We start from the raw sequence: 17,432 nt of genomic DNA, 5'->3' as shown, positions 1-17,432 counted from the left end.
GAGAAGAGTCCGGGATCTTCCCGCTCTGTCCATCCTTGGGCACGCGGCCGAAACGGTTCGCTGACAAGGAGAGTTCAGCGGTGGAGAAGGACGAAGGGCCGGGCGTCCCCGCGGTGCGGATCGACGACCCCTGGTACGACGCACTCGCCTCCGGCTGGGGCGAGTCGGTCGACGCGGAGGCACCGACCACCGAGGACGGGACCGCAGCGCCGGCGACCGGAGCCGTACCGCGACAGCAGCCTGAACACGGGTCGGCGCACGGTTCGGGGCGGCGAGACTCGGGGCACGGGTCCGAGCGCGGCTCGGTGCACGGCTCCGACCGGAGTGCGGCGGCCGTCTACCTGGAGGTCCAGCGCAGCCCGGCCTTCCAGGAAGTGCGCAGCCGCTACCGGCGGTTCGTGATCCCGGCGACCTTCGCCTTCCTCCTCTGGTACCTCGCCTATGTCGTGGCGGCGACGGCGGCACCTGAGCTGATGGCCCGGCCCGTCGTCGGGATGATCAACGTGGCGATGCTGGCCGGGCTCGGGCAGTTCCTCACCACTTTCCTGCTGACCTGGGCCTACGCCCGGCACGCCCGGCTCCGGCGGGACCGGGCCGCGCTGGAGCTGCGGTGGACGGTGTTCGACGAGACGCGGGCACAGGAGATGACACGGGGAGTGCAGCGGTGACCAACGACCATCAGATGCTCGCGCTGCTGCTGTTCAGCGCCTTTGTCGCCGTGACCCTCGGGATCACCACCTGGGTGAGCCGGAACCGGCACGGCTCGGCCGAGGAGTTCTACGCCGGGGGACGGCTCTTCTCGCCCCTGGAGAACGGTTTCGCCATCGCCGGCGACTACATGTCCGCCGCCTCCTTCCTCGGCATCTCCGGCCTGATCGCGCTCTTCGGCTATGACGGCATGCTGTACTCCGTCGGCTTCCTCGTCGCCTGGCTGGTCGTCCTCTTCCTGGTGGCCGAACTGGTGCGCAACTGCGGCCGGTTCACGCTCGCCGACGTCGTCGCGGCGCGGATGGCGGAGCGCCCCGTCCGGATCGCCGCCGGCACGTCCTCCGTCACCGTCTCCGTGCTCTATCTCGTGGCCCAGATGGTCGGGGCCGGCAGCCTGGTCGCCCTCCTCCTCGGGGGCACCAGCGAGGCCGCCCGCTCCTGGACCGTGATCGGCGTCGGCGCGCTGATGGTGATCTACGTGTCGCTCGGCGGCATGCGGGCCACCACCTGGATCCAGATCGTCAAGGCCGTGCTGCTCATCGCCGGCACGATCGCCCTCACCGTGCTGGTGCTGCTCCGATTCCACGGGGACTTCAACCAGTTGCTCGCCACGGCCGCCGAACGCAGCGGACACGGACGGGACTTCCTCGCGCCGGGCCTGCGCTACGGCGGCGAATGGACCGCCCGGCTCGACTTCATCAGCCTCGGCCTCGCCCTCGTCCTGGGCACGGCGGGCCTGCCGCACATCCTGTCCCGGTTCTACACCGTGCCCACCGCGCGGGCCGCCCGCCGCTCGGTCGTCTGGGCCATCGGACTCATCGGCGGCTTCTACCTCATGACGATCGTCCTCGGCTTCGGCGCCGCCGCGATCATCGGCCCCGACGCCGTCCGTGCCTCCAACGCCGCAGGGAACACCGCTGTACCGCTGCTCGCCCTCGACCTCGGCGGAGGGGCCGGGTCGACCGGGGGCACGGTGCTGTTCGCGATCGTCGCCGCCATCGCCTTCGCCACCATCCTGGCCGTCGTCGCCGGCATCACGCTCGCCTCGTCCGCCTCCGTCGCCCACGACCTGTACGCCTCGCTGCGCCGCAGGCGCGCGCGGGCCAAGCAGTACAGCGAGGTGACCGTGGCGCGGATGGCCGCGGCCGGGATCGGCGCGGCCGCGATCGGGCTCGGCCTGCTCGCCCGCGACCTCAACGTGGCGTTCCTGGTCGGCCTCGCCTTCGCGGTCGCCGCCTCGGCCAACCTGCCGGTGCTGCTCTTCTCATTGTTCTGGCGGAACTTCACCACGCGCGGCGCCGTCTGGTCGGTGTACGGAGGGCTCGTTCCCGCGATGCTGCTCGTGGTCCTCTCGCCGGTCGTCTCCGGCAGCCCCGAGGCGCTCTTCCCCGGCGTGGACTTCCATGTCTTCCCGCTCCAGAACCCCGGCCTGGTCTCCATCCCGCTCGGCTTCCTGGCGGGCTGGATCGGCACCGTCACCTCGCCCGAGCCGCCGGACGCGGCCAAGCACGCGGAGACGGAGGTCAGGGCCCTGACGGGGGCCGGGGCGGTCTGAGGCCCGGAGGGAGCCTCCGCAGGGCTCAGCCGGTCGCCTTCACCCAGACGTACCGGTGCTCGGGGCGGCCCGTCTCGCCGTACTTCAGCGAGAGCCGCACCCGGCCGGCCCGTTCGAGCAGCTTGAGATAGCGCTGCGCGGTCTGCCGGCTCACCCCCGCCCGCTCGGCGATCTCCTGCGCGGACAGAGCCCCGTCGGCGGCCAGCAGCACCTGGCGCAGCAGCTCCGCGGTGGTGGGGGAGTGGCCCTTGGGGAGGTCCGGCTCCACCGCGCCCGCCGAGAGGGCGCCGAAGATGCGGTCGACCTCGGCCTGTTCGGCCTCGCCGCCGCGTTCGAGCGTGTCGCGCAGGCCTGCGTACGCCTCCAGCTTGGCGCGGAGCCCCGCGAAGGCGAAGGGCTTGACCAGGTACTGCAGCGCGCCGTGGCGCATCGCCGCCTGGACGGTCGCCACGTCGCGCGCCGCCGTCACCATGATCACGTCGGTCTGGTGGCCGAGGCGGCGCAGCTCCCGTACGACCGCGAGTCCGTTCTCGTCGGGCAGGTAGTGGTCGAGCAGGATCAGGTCGACCGGTACCTCGCTCAGGCGGGCGAGCGCCTCCGCCGTGGAGTGGGCGGTGGCGACGACCCGGAAACCGGGCACCTTCGTCACGTACGCGGCGTTGATCTGTGCCACGCGGGTGTCGTCGTCCACGACGAGTACGTCGATCATCGCGGATCTCCTACGGGTGCGGCCGTACGCTCCGCCGGGTCCGGGTCTTTCTGCGGCGCCGGCTCGTTCAGCGCTTCCGGGAGGACGACGGTGAACTCGGCGCCGTTGCCGTCCGGGCCCGCGCCGACCAGGGCGCTGCCGCCGCGGCGTTCGGCGAGCCGGCGTACGAGGGCCAGACCCAGGCCCCGCTTGCCGTGGGAGGGCAGCTCCTTCGTGGTCCAGCCCTCGGTGAAGATCAGCTCGCGGCGGTCGTCCGGTACGCCGGGACCGCTGTCGGTGACCCGCAGGACGACCGTACGGCCCTCGGCCCGCAGGGCGATCTCCACGCGCGCGTGGGCGGTGGCCGCGGCGGCGTCCAGGGCGTTGTCGACGAGGTTGCCGACGACCGTGACCAGCTCGCGGGGGTCGACCAGCCGGTCCGGGAGGAGCGAGTCGGTGGAGATCCGCAGGGACACGCCTCGTTCGGCGGCGACCGTGGCCTTGCCGACCAGGAGCGCGGCGAGCAGCGGGTCGTGGACCTTCTCCGTGACCTGCTCGGCAGTGGCCCGGTGGACGCCGACGACCTCGGTGACGAACTCGACCGCCTCGTCGTGCATCTCCAGCTCCAGCAGGCCCAGGAGGGTGTGCAGCCGGTTGGCGTGCTCGTGGTCCTGGGCGCGGAGGGCGTCGATCAGGCCCCGGGTGGAGTCCAGCTCCCGGCCGAGCCGCTCCAGCTCGGTCCGGTCGCGGAGGGTGGCGACGGCGCCACCGTCGTCCGTCGGCATCCGGTTGGCGATCAGCACACGGTTGCCTCGTACCGTGACCAGGTCCTCACCCGTGACCCGGCCGGCCAGCACATCGGCCGTACGACCGGAACCGAGCGCGTCCTCCAGCGGGCGCCCGGTCGCTTCGGGGCCGATGCCGAGCAGCCGCTGCGCCTCGTCGTTCAGGAGCCGGACGCGTCCGGTGCGGTCGAGGGCGACGACGCCCTCGCGGATGCCGTGGAGCATCGCCTCGCGCTCGGCGAGGAGTGCGGAGATGTCCGAGAACGCGAGGTCGTGGGTCTGGCGCTGGAGCCTGCGCGAGATCAGGTACGCGGCCAGGGCACCGGCCGCCAGGGCGCCGCCCGCGTACGCGAGGAGCCCGGGGATCGCCCCGAGGAGCCGGTCGTGGACGCTGTCGTACTCGATGCCGACGGAGACCGCGCCGACGATGGTTCCGTCCGCGTCCCGCAGAGGGGCCTTGCCTCTGGCCGAACGGCCGAGGGTGCCGTTGTCGATCTCCATGACCTCGCGGCCCGCGAGCGCGGCGCTGGGGTCCGTGGAGACGATCCTGCCGATCTGGGTCCGGTCGGTGTGGGACCAGCGGACGCCCCGGGTGTCCATGATCACGACGTACTCGGCGCCCGTGGCCTGCCGGATCCGCTCGGCCTCGCGCTGCACCGGGCCCTCGGGCGTGGGCCCGGTGGTCCGCAGCGCGGCCGCGACCTCGGGGGAGGCGGTGGTCTCGGCGATGGCGAGGGCGCGCTGCATGGCCTGGTCGTCGAGCTGGTCGCTCAGCGGGGCGAGGAAGAGGCCGGTGGCGAGCACGGTGACGCCGGCGGCGATGGCCAGCTGCATCAGGAGGACCTGGGCGAAGACCCGCCTCGGCCAGCCGAAGCGCCTGCGTCGCGTGGGGGTGGTCGCTGCGGGGGGCATGGCAGGAACGGTACGGGGGTGGGGGCGGGGACCGGAAATGTACGGGGCCCTTGGGCGGGCGGCGGCGCGGGGTGGCGGTGGGCGGGGGCGTGTGGTGCGGCCGCGGGCCGGTGGGGGTGCGCCCGGCCTCCAGCAGGGCTTGGGGTTCCCACCCGCAGCACCCGTGCGGGAAGGAGGGCAGAGGTGCGGGTCGCCCAGTGGGCGGTTGCCCGCCGTCGGCGGCTGCGGGGCGGTGGGACGCGACGGCTTCGCGTCGCGGGAAGGGAAAGGGCGTGTGTGTCTCGGGCCGCCGTGCCCGTGCGCCCTGTGTGCCGTCGTGGGCCCGGGGCGGTGGGGTGAGGGCCGGTTGGGGGGCGGTTGCCTATTCTGGGGGCTTTGGTGTGTGTCTAGTCGTCGGAGGGGTTTCCCTTGACCAAGCAGCAGATTCCCGTCGTCGTTCTCTCCGGGTTTCTCGGGTCGGGCAAGACGACGCTGCTCAACCATCTGCTGCGCAGCGCCCGCGGGACTCGGATCGGGGTCATGGTCAATGACTTCGGGGACATCGGGATCGACGCCATGACCGTCGCCGGGCAGGTCGGCTCCACCGTCTCGCTCGGGAACGGGTGCCTGTGCTGTGCCGTCGACGCGAGTGAGCTGGACGAGTACCTGGAGGTGCTCACCCGTCCCGAGGCTCGGCTCGACGTGATCGTCATCGAGGCGAGCGGTCTCGCCGAGCCCCAGGAGCTCGTGCGGATGGTGCTCGCCAGCGAGAACGAGCGCGTCGTCTACGGCGGGCTCGTGCAGGTCGTCGACGCCGCCGAGTTCGCGCGGACCCGGGCCGCGCACCCCGAGACCGACCGGCATCTGGCTCTTGCCGACCTCGTCGTCCTCAACAAGGTCGATCGGGTGGGGGAGGGGGAGCTGGCAGCGGTTCATGACAGCGTCGCGCGGCTCGCCGGGCGCGCCGCCGTGGTCCGGGCCGCGCATGGCCGCGTCGACCCCGAACTGCTCTTCGACCGGGTCGTGCCCGAGGGGGAGATCGAGGGGCAGATGTCGATCGAGGACCTGCTGTACGGGGACGACGACGCGCACGACCATCCGCACGCCGCCTACGAGACCCTCTCCCTGTCCTCCGGCACCGCGCTCCACCCGCGCAGGCTCATGGAGTTCCTCGACTCCCGGCCCGAGGGCCTCTACCGCATCAAGGGCTTCCTCGACTTCGGCGCCGCCGACCCCGCCAACCGCTATGCCGTGCACGCCGTCGGCAGGTTCCTGCGCTTCTACCCCGAGCCCTGGACCGCCGGGCAGGAGCGGCTCACCGAGCTCGTCCTCATCGGCTCCGACATCGACGCCGGGGCCCTGCGTAAGGCGCTCGACGATTGCCGCGTGAACGGCCCGCAGGACGCCCCCGACGAGCACAGCATGTGGGGCGTCCTGCGGTACGTACAGGACAACGAGAACGAGAACGAGCCGGAAGAGGGCTAGTTCGCCGGGCCCGCCAGCACCGAGACCGGCTTGGGCAGCGGGGTGCCCGAGCCGTCGCGGCGCGGGTCTACCTCGGGCAGGTCCACCGGCGTGCCGTTCTCCTGTGCGGCGTACGCCGGGGTGGCGCCCGCCCAGGCCAGGATGAGCACGTCCTCGCCCTTCAGGAACCGCTGGCAGCGCACACCACCGGTCGCACGGCCCTTGCGGGGGTACTGGTCGAACGGCGTCAGCTTCGCCGACGTGGCGGCGCCGTCGTCCAGCGTGCCCGTGGAGCCGGCGACCGTGAAGACCACCGCGTCCGCCGCCGGGTCCACCGCGGTGAACGAGAGCACCTCGGCGCCGTCCGCCAGCTTGATGCCCGCCATGCCGCCCGCCGGCCGGCCCTGGGGTCGTACCTGCGAGGCCTGGTAGCGCAGCAGTTGGGCGTCGGAGGTGATGAAGACCAGGTCCTCCTCGCCCGTCCGCAGCTCGGTCGCGCCGACGATCCGGTCACCCTCCTTGAGGGTGATGACCTCCAGCTCGTCCTTGTTCGACGGATAGTCCGGGACCACGCGCTTGACCACGCCCTGCAGCGTGCCGAGCGCCAGACCCGGCGAGGACTCGTCGAGCGTGGTCAGACAGACCACCGTCTCGTCGTCCTCCAGGGTCAGGAACTCCGCCAGGGGCGCCCCGCCCGCCAGGTTCGGCGCGGCGGCCGTGTCCGGCAGCTGGGGCAGGTCGATCACGGCGAGCCGCAGCAGCCGACCGGTGGAAGTCACCGCGCCGACGTCGCCGCGCTGCGTCGCCGGGACCGCCGAGACGATCACGTCGTGCTTCGCACGCTTGCCGTCCTCGGCGGGGGCCGGGATCTCCGCCGTGGCCGTACGCGCCAGCAGCCCCGTCGAGGACAGCAGCACCCGGCAGGGGTCGTCCGCGACCTCGAGGGACACGGCGGCGACCGAAGCGCCCGCCGACTCCAGCAGGACCGTCCGACGGTCGGTGCCGAACTTCTTGGCCACCGCCGCCAGTTCCGCCGAGACCAGCTTGCGCAGCTCGCTGTCGGACTCCAGGATCCCGGTCAGCTCGTCGATCTCGCCGTTGAGCCGGTCGCGCTCGGTCTCCAGCTCGATCCGGTCGAACTTGGTGAGCCGGCGCAGCGGGGTGTCCAGGATGTACTGCGTCTGGACCTCGCTCAGCGAGAAGCGCTCGATCAGCCGCTCCTTCGCCTGCGCCGAGTTCTCGCTGGAGCGGATGAGGCGGATGACCTCGTCGATGTCGAGCAGCGCGACGAGCAGGCCCTCGACCAGGTGCAGCCGGTCGCGCTTCTTCGTACGGCGGAACTCGGAGCGTCGGCGCACCACGTCGAAGCGGTGGTCGAGATAGACCTCGAGGAGCTCCTTGAGGCCGAGCGTGAGCGGCTGGCCGTCGACCAGCGCCACGTTGTTGATGCCGAAGGACTCCTCCATCGGCGTCAGCTTGTAGAGCTGCTCAAGGACCGCCTCCGGCACGAAGCCGTTCTTGACCTCGATGACCAGGCGCAGGCCGTGGCTGCGGTCGGTGAGGTCCTTGACGTCGGCGATGCCCTGGAGCTTCTTGGAGCCGACCAGGTCCTTGATCTTGGAGATGACCTTCTCCGGGCCGACCGTGAAGGGCAGCTCGGTGACGACGATGCCCTTGCGCCGGGCCGTCACGTTCTCCACCGTCGCGGTGGCGCGGATCTTGAATGTGCCGCGGCCGTTCTCGTACGCGTCCTTGATGCCGGAGAGGCCGACGATCCGGCCGCCGGTGGGCAGGTCGGGGCCCGGCACGAAGCGCATGAGCGCCTCGAGGTCCGCGTTCGGGTGGCGGATCAGGTGCCGGGCGGCCGCGATGACCTCGCCCAGGTTGTGCGGGGGCATGTTCGTCGCCATGCCGACCGCGATGCCCGAGGCGCCGTTGACCAGCAGGTTCGGATACGCGGCCGGCAGCGCGACCGGCTCCTGCTCCTGGCCGTCGTAGTTCGGCGTGAAGTCGACGGTGTCCTCGTCGATGGACTCCGTCATCATCAGCGCGGCGGCAGCCATCTTCGACTCGGTGTACCGCATGGCGGCCGGCGGGTCGTCGTTGCCGAGCGAGCCGAAGTTGCCGTGGCCGTCGACCAGCGGGAGGCGCATGGAGAAGGGCTGGGCCATGCGCACCATCGCGTCGTAGATCGACGCGTCGCCGTGCGGGTGCAGCTTGCCCATGACCTCGCCGACGACGCGGGCGCACTTCACATAGCCGCGGTCGGGGCGGAGCCCCATCTCGTTCATCTGGTACACGATGCGGCGCTGCACCGGCTTCATGCCGTCGCGGGCGTCCGGCAGCGCGCGGGAGTAGATCACCGAGTACGCGTACTCGAGGAAGGAGCCCTGCATCTCGTCGACGACGTCGATGTCGAGGATCCTCTCCTCGAACGCGTCGTCCGGCGGCGGTGTCTTCGTGCTGCGGCGGGCCATCGCGGCTGCGGCTCCTTCACCAACAAGGTTGATCTGACGCGGACCATTGTGGACCGTCCCACCGACAACGCCGACCGCGACCCGGGCGTGAGCGGCGGTCGGGCCTTAGCGGAGCGGTCCGAGCACGGTCCGCGAGCGGTTCGTGAGCCGTCCGCGACCGGGCCGTGAGCGTCCGCCAACGGGCCGTGAATCGTTTCCGCGACGCCCACGCGACCCGGAAGAGGGACGCAGGGAAGCTGTGGGAACTTCGCGAGGGGTCAGTGCGCTTGCATAGGGTGGCAGGACTTTTCCATATCGCGATCGAAGGGACGTACATGCCCATGGGTCACACGGCCACGGCAGAGGCCGGCTCAGGCGGCCTGACAGCGACCGAGCACCGGCTGGCCAACGGCCTGCGGGTGGTGCTCTCCGAGGACCACCTGACCCCGGTCGCCGCGGTGTGCCTCTGGTACGACGTCGGCTCCCGCCACGAGGTCGCCGGCCGCACCGGCCTCGCCCACCTCTTCGAGCACCTGATGTTCCAGGGCTCGAAGCAGGTCCAAGGCAACGGCCACTTCGAGCTGGTGCAGGGCGCGGGTGGCTCGCTCAACGGCACGACGAGCTTCGAGCGCACCAACTACTTCGAGACCATGCCGACGCACCAGCTGGAGCTCGCGCTCTGGCTGGAGGCGGACCGCATGGGCTCCCTGCTCGCCGCCCTGGACGACGAGTCCATGGAGAACCAGCGGGACGTCGTCAAGAACGAGCGCCGCCAGCGGTACGACAACGTGCCCTACGGCACGGCCTTCGAGAAGCTGACCGCCCTCGCGTACCCCGACGGCCACCCGTACCACCACACGCCGATCGGCTCCATGGCCGACCTGGACGCGGCGACGCTGGAGGACGCGCGGGCCTTCTTCCGTACGTACTACGCGCCGAACAACGCGGTCCTCTCGGTCGTCGGCGACATCGACCCGGTGCAGACGCTGGCCTGGATCGAGAAGTACTTCGGCTCCATCCCGTCCCACGACGGCAAGCTGCCCCCGCGCGACGGCACCCTCCCCGACACCATCGGGGAGCAGCTGCGCGAGGTCGTCGAGGAGGAGGTACCGGCCCGCGCGCTGATGGCCGCCTACCGCCTCCCGCACGACGGCACGCGCGCGTGCGACGCCGCCGACCTCGCCCTGACCGTGCTCGGCGGAGGCGAGTCGTCCCGGCTCCACAACCGCCTTGTGCGCCGCGACCGTACGGCCGTGGCGGCCGGCTTCGGCCTGCTGCGCCTGGCCGGCGCGCCCTCGCTGGGCTGGCTGGACGTCAAGACCTCCGGTGGCGTCGAGGTGCCCGAGATCGAGACGGCCGTCGACGAGGAGCTGGCCCGGTTCGCCGCCGAGGGCCCGACGCCCGAGGAGATGGAGCGCGCCCAGGCCCAGTTGGAGCGCGAGTGGCTGGACCGGCTCGGCACGGTCGCCGGCCGCGCCGACGAACTGTGCCGCTTCGCGGTCCTGTTCGGCGACCCGCAGCTGGCCCTGACCGCCGTCAACCGGGTCCTGGACGTCACCGCCGACGAGGTGCGGGAGGTCGCCGCGGCCCGGCTGCGCCCGGACAACCGCGCGGTGCTGGTCTACGAGCCGATCGGTACCGAACAGAGCGACGCCGAGCAGGGCGACAGCGACGAGGAAGAGGGAGCGGACCAGTGACCGACGCTGCCGCGTCTTTGACGAGCATGACGTTCCACCCGCAGCCCGAGCCGGGCGCGGCCAGGCCCTGGGCCTTTCCCGCCCCGGACCGCGGAGCGCTGGACAACGGCCTGACGGTGCTGCGCTGTCACCGCCCCGGCCAGCAGGTCGTGGCCGTCGAGATCTTCTTCGACGCCCCGCTGGAGGCCGAGCCCGCCGGTCTCGACGGTGTCGCCACGATCATGGCCCGTGCCCTCACCGAGGGCACCGACCAGCACACCGCCGAGGAGTTCGCCGCCGAGCTGGAGCGCTGCGGCGCCACGCTCGACGCGCACGCGGACCACCCGGGCGTACGGGTCTCCCTGGAAGTTCCCGTCTCCCGGCTGCCCAAGGCGCTCGGGCTGGTCTCCGAGGCCCTGATCGCGCCGGCGTTCCTCGAGACCGAGGTCGAGCGCCTGGTGAACAACCGGCTCGACGAGATCCCGCACGAGACGGCCAACCCGGCCCGCCGGGCGGCCAAGCAGCTCTCCAAGGAGCTCTTCCCGGCCGAGTCCCGCATGTCCCGGCCGCGTCAGGGCACCGAGGAGACGGTGGCGGCCATCGACGCCTCCGCCGTCCGTGGCTTCTTCCAGACCCACCTGCGGCCGTCCACGGCGACCGCCGTGGTCGTCGGCGACCTGACCGACGTGGACCTGGACAAGGTCCTCGCCGAGTCGCTCGGTGCCTGGACGGGCAACAGCGCGGAGCCCCGGCCCATGCCGCCGATCACGGCCGACGACACCGGCCGTGTGGTCATCGTCGACCGGCCGGGCGCCGTCCAGACCCAGCTGCTGATCGGCCGCGTGGGCGCCGACCGGCACGACCGCGTCTGGGCCGCCCAGGTCCTCGGCACGTACTGCCTCGGCGGCACGCTCACCTCCCGCCTGGACCGCGTCCTGCGCGAGGAGAAGGGCTACACCTACGGTGTCCGGGCCTTCGGCCAGGTCCTGCGCTCCGACGGCGAGGGCCACGGCGCCTCGATGCTCGCCATCAGCGGTTCCGTGGACACCCCCAACACCGGCCCGGCACTTGACGACCTGTGGAAGGTGCTGCGCACTCTCGCCGCCGAGGGTCTGACGGACGCCGAGCGCGACGTGGCCGTGCAGAACCTGGTGGGCGTGGCGCCGCTCAAGTACGAGACCGCGGCCTCCGTCGCGGCGACCCTCTCCGACCAGGTCGAGCAGCACCTCCCGGACGACTTCCAGGCGCAGTTGTACGCGCGCCTGGCCGAGACCGGCACGGTCGAGGCGACGGCGGCCGTCGTCAACGCCTTCCCGGTGGACCGGCTCGTGACGGTGCTCGTGGGTGACGCGGCCGAGATCGAGGAGCCGGTCCGGGCCCTCGGCATCGGCGAAGTCACCGTCGTCACCGGCTGATCGAGCGGCATCGAGCGGCGCACCGCCGCCGAAGCGGAGCGAACGGAGGACCCCGACGTCACGTTACGTCGGGGTCCTCCGCTATGTCCGGATTGGTGGCAAGGGTGGCCGTATGCCCTGTGGCATGTCTTACAAACTGGCGTGTCTGTTTGGTGATTGAAAGACGATCCGCTTAGCGTCGGTCCGGCTGTTCGCCAGTTGCACCCGCCGCGCCCGCGGCATCGGACAGTCATCGCCGAGTCCCCGTCAGGCGCGAGCCTGGGGAGCCGGGGACCCACACGAAGTCCCTGGGGTGAATCGGACGCCTTCGCATCCGTGCGGAGGGGCCCGTAGGAGACCTTCCTGCTCCGAACCCGTCAGCTAACCCGGTAGGCGAGAAGGAAGGAAAGGATCAGCCACTACATGGCGTTCACCCGTGCCACCGGGAAGCATCGTGGTCCGAGCCGTCTGGCGCGCCGCAGCGCCGGCGTCGCCGGCATCGCGTCCCTCGCCACCGCCGGCGTCATCGGCACCCTGGCCTCCCCGGCGCTCGCCGCCGACACGGACGCCCCCTCCCTCGAGGACACCGGCCTGACCCAGGTCGTCGTGGCCGACAACGCCCTCGCCGACAAGATCGACGCCCAGGCCGCCGCGCAGGAGCGCGAGGCCGCCGAGGCGGAGGCCAAGCGTGTCGCCGAGGCCCGCGCCAAGGCGGAGGCCAAGCGCAAGGCGGAGGCCCGTGCCAAGGAGGTCCGCGCGGCCAAGGAGCGCGCCGCCCGTGAGGCCGAGCGCAAGCGCCTGAACTCCTTCCAGCTGCCCGTGGCCGGCTCGTACGTCTCCACCGGCTACAAGACCGGCGGCTCCCTCTGGTCCTCCGGCAGCCACTCCGGCGTCGACTTCCACGCCGCCTCCGGCACCAAGGTCGTCTCCGTCGGCTCCGGCACCGTCGTCGAGGCCGGCTGGGGCGGCGCGTACGGCAACAACATCGTCATCCGGATGAACGACGGCACGTACACCCAGTACGGGCACCTCTCGGCCATCAGTGTCTCCGTCGGCCAGTCCGTCACCCCGGGCCAGCAGATAGGCATCTCGGGCTCGACCGGCAACTCGACCGGCCCGCACCTCCACTTCGAGGCCCGCACCACCGCCGAGTACGGCTCCGACATCAACCCGGTCGCGTACCTTCGCGCCCGCGGCGTGAACGTCTGACCCGACCGGCCGTCGAGGTCCCGCACCGCACGTCAGAAAAGCCCCGGCTCGTACTGAGCCGGGGCTTTTCGCTGACCAAAAGATATCCATGGTTACCGAGGACCCGTCGGAAATACCGCCCCGCTGCAATAGAGTCACCGGACAACCGGTTTCGCGCGTATTAAGGCGGAGGTCGATCATGCGCATTCCCGCGCACTCGGTGTGCACGGCGATCCGGGACGACATCGTCACCGGCGTCTTCGAGCGCGGCAGCCGGCTGACCGAGGAGCAGCTGGCCCGCCGGTACGGAGTCTCCCGCGTCCCGGTCCGCGAGGCGCTGCGCACCCTGGAGGCCGAGGGCTTCGTGATCACCCGCCGGCATGCCGGCGCCCAGGTGGCCGAGCCGACCGAGCAGGAGGCGGCCGACCTCCTGGACATGCGCTCGCTCCTCGAACCGCTCGGCGCGGCCCGGGCCGCGCAACGCCGCACCGAGGCGCACCTCAAGGTGCTGCGCGGCCTGGTCAGACTGGGGCAGGAGCGGGCCAGGCGGGGCCAGGGGGACGATCTGCGCTCGCTCGGCGGCTGGTTCCACGAGACCCTGGCGCAGGCCTCGGGCAGCCCGGCGCTCACCGCCCTGCTCACCCAGCTGCGGCACAAGATCGCCTGGATGTACGCGGTCGAGGCCCCCGCCCAGCCGGTCGAGGCCTGGGCGGAGCACGGGGCGATCGTGGACGCGGTGGCGCGCGGCGACGCCGAACGAGCCCGCGCCCTGACCGCGCTGCACGCCGAGCGCTCCCTGCTGCTGCACCGGCTGAAGCGCCCCGAGCGTCCGCCGCGCGGGCGTGTGAGGACTTCGCAACATGTCGTCAACACCGCGAGCGGCCGGAATTAACGAGCGGGCCGTATACAAAGAGAGCTCGCCCTGGCGGTGGGAATTCGACGGGCTTTCTTCGGGCTGCCCGGATCCCCGGAATTCACTACGGAATGTTTCGGGAGACGTTTCAGGAGGCTTTTCGCGGGACGGTTCGGGAGGCGTTTCGCGGTACGGGAAAACGAGACGTTTCGGGGTGCCGGAAAAGAAGAAGCCGCACCCGCCGTCATTCGGCGTGTGCGGCTTCCCGCGCATTCGGCCCCGACGTCCGTCCGGCCGGAAATCCGTCAGACGGTCTCGGGGAGCTCCTCGAGTCCCTCGGCAACCAGCTTCGCCAGACGGTCGAGCGCGACCTCGGCGCCCTCGGCGTCCGAAGCGAGCACGATCTCCTCGCCGCCCTGCGCGCCCAGACCGAGCACCGCGAGCATCGACGCGGCGTTCACCGGGTTGCCATCAGCCTTGGCGATCGTCACGGGGACGCCGGAGGCCGTGGCGGCACGGACGAAGATGGAGGCGGGGCGGGCGTGCAGGCCCTCGGCCCAACCGACGTTGACGCGGCGCTCAGCCATGGTGTTGCCCTTCAAGTCTCAAGCGGGTTGTCTAGACCAGTCTCTCACGGGTTGCGGGGTGCTCGTCGCCGACCTTCGACCCCCACCGGGGGGCCGTTCGGTCCTCCTTACCTTGCATGGTGCACACCCGCCGCGCGACCGGTGCCCGTGTCGTACCCCGGCCGTACGCTTGCCCCATGCAGAGCGCGTCGGAACGGCCGGAGCAAGCGGAACACGAGTACCCCGACCACTGGGAAGCGGACGTCGTCCTCCGTGACGGCGGCACCGCGCGCATCAGGCCCATCACCGCCGACGACGCCGACCGGCTGGTCAGCTTCTACGAGCAGGTCTCCGACGAGTCGAAGTACTACCGCTTCTTCGCTCCCTACCCCCGTCTCTCCGCGAAGGACGTGCACCGCTTCACCCACCACGACTTCGTGGACCGGGTGGGCCTCGCGGCGACCGTCGGCGGCGAGTTCATCGCCACCGTGCGGTACGACCGGATCGACGACCGCGGCCTGCCCGCCTCCTCGCCCGCCGACGAGGCCGAGGTCGCCTTCCTCGTCCAGGACGCCCACCAGGGACGCGGCGTGGCCTCCGCGCTGCTCGAACACATCGCGGCGGTGGCGCGCGAGCGGGACATCCGGCGGTTCGCGGCGGAGGTGCTGCCCGCCAACACCAAGATGATCAAGGTCTTCACGGACGCCGGATACACCCAGAAGCGCAGCTTCGAGGACGGTTCCGTACGGCTCCACCTCGACCTGGAGCCCACCGACCGCTCCCTCGCCGTGCAGCGCGCCCGGGAACAGCGGGCGGAGGCCCGCTCGGTGCAGCGGCTCCTCACGCCCGCCTCGGTCGCCGTCGTCGGAGCCGGCCGGACCCCCGGCGGGGTCGGCCGGACGGTCCTGCGCAACCTCCTGGACGGCGGCTTCACCGGACGGACGTACGCGGTGAACCGCGCGCTGACCGAGGAGACCGGCACCCTCGAAGGCGTACCGGCCTTCCGCTCCGTCGGGGACATCGGCGAACCGGTGGACCTCGCGATCGTGGCCGTCCCCGCCGAGCGCGTGCCGGAAGCGGTCGCCGACTGCGGCGAGCACGGCGTGCGGGGCCTCGTCGTGCTCTCGGCGGGATACGCGGAGACCGGGTCGGGGGAGGGCCGGGACCGGCAGCGGGAACTGGTGCGGCAGGCCCGCTCGTACGGCATGCGGATCATCGGGCCCAACGCGTTCGGGATCATCAACACCTCGGCCGACGTCCGGCTGAACGCCTCGCTGGCACCCCAGCTGCCCGCCACCGGGCGGATCGGGCTCTTCACCCAGTCCGGCGCGATCGGGATCGCGCTCCTCGCCGGGCTCCACCGGCACGGAGCCGGGATCTCCTCCTTCATCTCCGCGGGCAACCGGGCGGACGTCTCCGGCAACGACTTCCTCCAGTACTGGTACGACGACCCGGAGACGGACGTCGTCCTGCTGTACCTGGAGTCCATCGGGAACCCGCGGAAGTTCACCCGGCTGGCCCGGCGCACGGCCGCGGTGAAGCCGGTGGTCGTGGTCAGGGGCGCGCGGCACAGCGGCAGCGCGCCGCCGGGACACCGGGTGCCGGTCACCCGTATCCCGTACGCCACCGTCTCCGAGCTGCTCCGGCAGGCCGGGGTCATCCGCGTCGACACGGTCACCGAGCTCGTCGACGCGGGGCTCCTCCTCGCGGGCCAGCCGCTCCCGGCCGGGCCGCGCGTCGCCATCCTCGGCAACTCCGAGTCGCTCGGCCTGCTCGCGTACGACGCCTGCCTGACGGAGGGGCTCCGCCCGCTGCGCCCGCTCGACCTGACGACGGGCGCGAGCCCCGCGGACTTCCGCGCCGCGCTGGCGGCCGCGCTCGTGGACGACGCGTGCGACGCGGTCGTCGTGACCGCGATCCCCTGGGTCGGTGAGAACGGCGCGGTGGAGTCAGGCGACGGTGAGGTCCTCGCCGCCCAGCTCCGCGAGGCGGTCGCCTCCGCCCCGCTCCCGGCGAAGCCGGTGGTGGTCGTCCACGTCGAGATGGGCGGCCTGGCGGAGGCCCTCTCGGCGGCGACCAGCACGCGACCGCAGGGCCGGCGCACGCCACCGTCCCCGGCGCCGGCCTCCGCGCCGCAGGCACCCCAGGCGCCGGCACCCACGCCGCAAACACCTCCGGCCGCGCAGGCACCACAGGCCCCGGCCCCCGCCCCGCAGGCACCCCCGACCGAGCCCGCGCCCCCCGCCGACGGCGCCCCCACCCCCGCCCGCCCCGGCGGCATCCCCGCCTACCCCGCCGCCGAGCGGGCCGTGCGGGCGCTGGCCGAGGCGGTCCGGTACGGGCAGTGGCGGCGGCAGGTGGTCGAGCCCGGACGGGTGCCCGAGTTCGAGGAGATCGACGAGGCCGGGGCCGCCGCGCAGATCGAGCGCGCGCTCGGGCCGGACGCGGACGAGCGCGGCGTGACCCTCGACGCCGACGCGGCGCGCGAGCTGCTCGGGCGGTACGGGATCGACGCGCTCCCCACCCTCCCCGCGCCCACCCCCGACGCCGCGGTCCAGGCCGCCGACCGGCTCGGCTACCCGGTCGCCCTCAAGACGACCGCCCCCCACCTGCGCCACCGCCCCGACCTCGGAGGCGTACGCCTCGACCTGGCCGGCGAGGAACAACTCCGTACCGCGTACGCCGAATTGACCGAGACCCTCGGCAAGCCCGCCGAGCTGCAGCCGGTCGTCCAGGCGATGGTGCCGCGCGGCGTCGACACCGTCGTGCGCTCGGCCATCGACCCGGCGGTCGGCGCCGTGCTCTCCTTCGGCCTCGCCGGCGCCGCATCCGAGCTGCTCGGCGACATGTCCCACCGGCTGGTCCCGGCCACCGACCGGGACGCCGCCGAGCTGGTCCGCTCCATCCGCACCGCCCCCCTCCTCTTCGGCTGGCGCGGCTCCGCCCCCGTCGACACCCCCGCCCTGGAGGAGCTGCTCCTGCGCGTCTCCCGGCTCGTCGACGACCATCCCGAGGTCGTCGCGATCGCCCTGGAGCCCGTGGTCGTCGCCCCGCACGGCCTCTCCGCGCTCGGCGCGACGGTCCGGCTCGCCCCGCCGCCACCCCGCACGGACCTCGGCCCGCGCAGCCTTCCGAGCTACTAGAACCCCCTGGGAACCCCTGGGGAACCCCTCGGGAACGGCCTCGACGAGACGGCCGGACCGTCCCG

At 72.3% G+C, this 17,432-nt stretch carries 12 protein-coding genes and 1 riboswitch; of the genes, 8 read left to right on the top strand and 4 right to left on the bottom strand.

Annotated elements, in window-relative coordinates:
- Positions 1-80 precede the first annotated feature (80 nt).
- Positions 81-668 carry a DUF485 domain-containing protein gene (locus tag ACWCO8_RS04170; protein ID WP_451030804.1) on the top strand — a complete coding sequence of 196 codons (588 nt, stop codon included), beginning with the start codon at positions 81-83 and terminating at the stop codon, positions 666-668.
- Positions 665-2,263, top strand: a complete 1,599-nt coding sequence (locus ACWCO8_RS04165; RefSeq protein WP_451030803.1) for a solute symporter family protein — start codon at positions 665-667, stop codon at positions 2,261-2,263. The genes ACWCO8_RS04170 and ACWCO8_RS04165 overlap by 4 nt, the downstream gene beginning before the upstream one ends.
- Positions 2,264-2,288: 25 nt before the next feature.
- On the opposite strand, the gene ACWCO8_RS04160 is transcribed toward ACWCO8_RS04165, so the two are convergent.
- Together ACWCO8_RS04160 and ACWCO8_RS04155 are read right to left on the bottom strand one after the other, a co-directional pair.
- Positions 2,289-2,972 (bottom strand): response regulator, encoded by a 684-nt coding sequence (locus tag ACWCO8_RS04160; RefSeq protein ID WP_451030802.1) that lies wholly within the window; start codon positions 2,970-2,972, stop codon positions 2,289-2,291.
- Complete coding sequence (locus tag ACWCO8_RS04155) at positions 2,969-4,648, bottom strand: ATP-binding protein (RefSeq protein WP_451030801.1); 1,680 nt, start codon at positions 4,646-4,648, stop codon at positions 2,969-2,971. The genes ACWCO8_RS04160 and ACWCO8_RS04155 overlap by 4 nt, the downstream gene beginning before the upstream one ends.
- A gap of 408 nt (positions 4,649-5,056) precedes the next feature.
- Here ACWCO8_RS04155 and ACWCO8_RS04150 point away from each other — a divergent pair, with 408 nt between their 5' ends.
- Positions 5,057-6,112 (top strand): CobW family GTP-binding protein, encoded by a 1,056-nt coding sequence (locus ACWCO8_RS04150; protein ID WP_451030800.1) that lies wholly within the window; start codon positions 5,057-5,059, stop codon positions 6,110-6,112.
- Here ACWCO8_RS04150 and ACWCO8_RS04145 read toward each other — a convergent pair.
- The gene (locus ACWCO8_RS04145; RefSeq protein ID WP_451030799.1) at positions 6,109-8,568 is read right to left on the bottom strand and encodes a DNA gyrase/topoisomerase IV subunit A; all 2,460 of its coding nucleotides are present in this window, start codon (positions 8,566-8,568) and stop codon (positions 6,109-6,111) included. The two genes, ACWCO8_RS04150 and ACWCO8_RS04145, sit on opposite strands and share 4 nt — an antisense overlap.
- Before the next feature lie 314 nt (positions 8,569-8,882).
- On the opposite strand from ACWCO8_RS04145, the gene ACWCO8_RS04140 reads away from it, so the two are divergent.
- The 4 genes from ACWCO8_RS04140 (at position 8,883) to ACWCO8_RS04125 (ending at position 13,697) form a co-directional block, all read left to right on the top strand.
- Positions 8,883-10,244, top strand: coding sequence for a M16 family metallopeptidase (locus ACWCO8_RS04140; protein WP_451030798.1), 1,362 nt, complete (start codon positions 8,883-8,885; stop codon positions 10,242-10,244).
- Positions 10,245-10,270: 26 nt separating this feature from the next.
- On the top strand, positions 10,271-11,638 hold the full coding sequence (locus ACWCO8_RS04135; protein WP_451030897.1) for a M16 family metallopeptidase: 1,368 nt from the start codon (positions 10,271-10,273) through the stop codon (positions 11,636-11,638).
- A 223-nt stretch (positions 11,639-11,861) separates the two neighbouring features.
- Positions 11,862-12,027: riboswitch (cyclic di-AMP (ydaO/yuaA leader) on the top strand.
- 13 nt (positions 12,028-12,040) lie between these two features.
- Positions 12,041-12,826 (top strand): M23 family metallopeptidase, encoded by a 786-nt coding sequence (locus ACWCO8_RS04130; RefSeq protein ID WP_451030797.1) that lies wholly within the window; start codon positions 12,041-12,043, stop codon positions 12,824-12,826.
- A gap of 178 nt (positions 12,827-13,004) precedes the next feature.
- Positions 13,005-13,697 carry a GntR family transcriptional regulator gene (locus ACWCO8_RS04125; RefSeq protein ID WP_451030796.1) on the top strand — a complete coding sequence of 231 codons (693 nt, stop codon included), beginning with the start codon at positions 13,005-13,007 and terminating at the stop codon, positions 13,695-13,697.
- A 266-nt stretch (positions 13,698-13,963) separates the two neighbouring features.
- Here ACWCO8_RS04125 and ACWCO8_RS04120 read toward each other — a convergent pair whose 3' ends face one another.
- Positions 13,964-14,245 carry an HPr family phosphocarrier protein gene (locus ACWCO8_RS04120; protein ID WP_361767649.1) on the bottom strand — a complete coding sequence of 94 codons (282 nt, stop codon included), beginning with the start codon at positions 14,243-14,245 and terminating at the stop codon, positions 13,964-13,966.
- Positions 14,246-14,421: 176 nt separating this feature from the next.
- Between ACWCO8_RS04120 and ACWCO8_RS04115 the strand changes: the two genes are divergently transcribed.
- Positions 14,422-17,367, top strand: coding sequence for a bifunctional acetate--CoA ligase family protein/GNAT family N-acetyltransferase (locus ACWCO8_RS04115; RefSeq protein ID WP_451030795.1), 2,946 nt, complete (start codon positions 14,422-14,424; stop codon positions 17,365-17,367).
- The last annotated feature ends 65 nt before the right edge of the window (positions 17,368-17,432 follow it).

Source organism: Streptomyces sp. NPDC001927 (genome assembly GCF_053594455.1).
The sequence above is the reverse complement of the archived record's forward strand: the minus strand, read 5'-3'. Positions and strand labels throughout refer to the sequence as shown.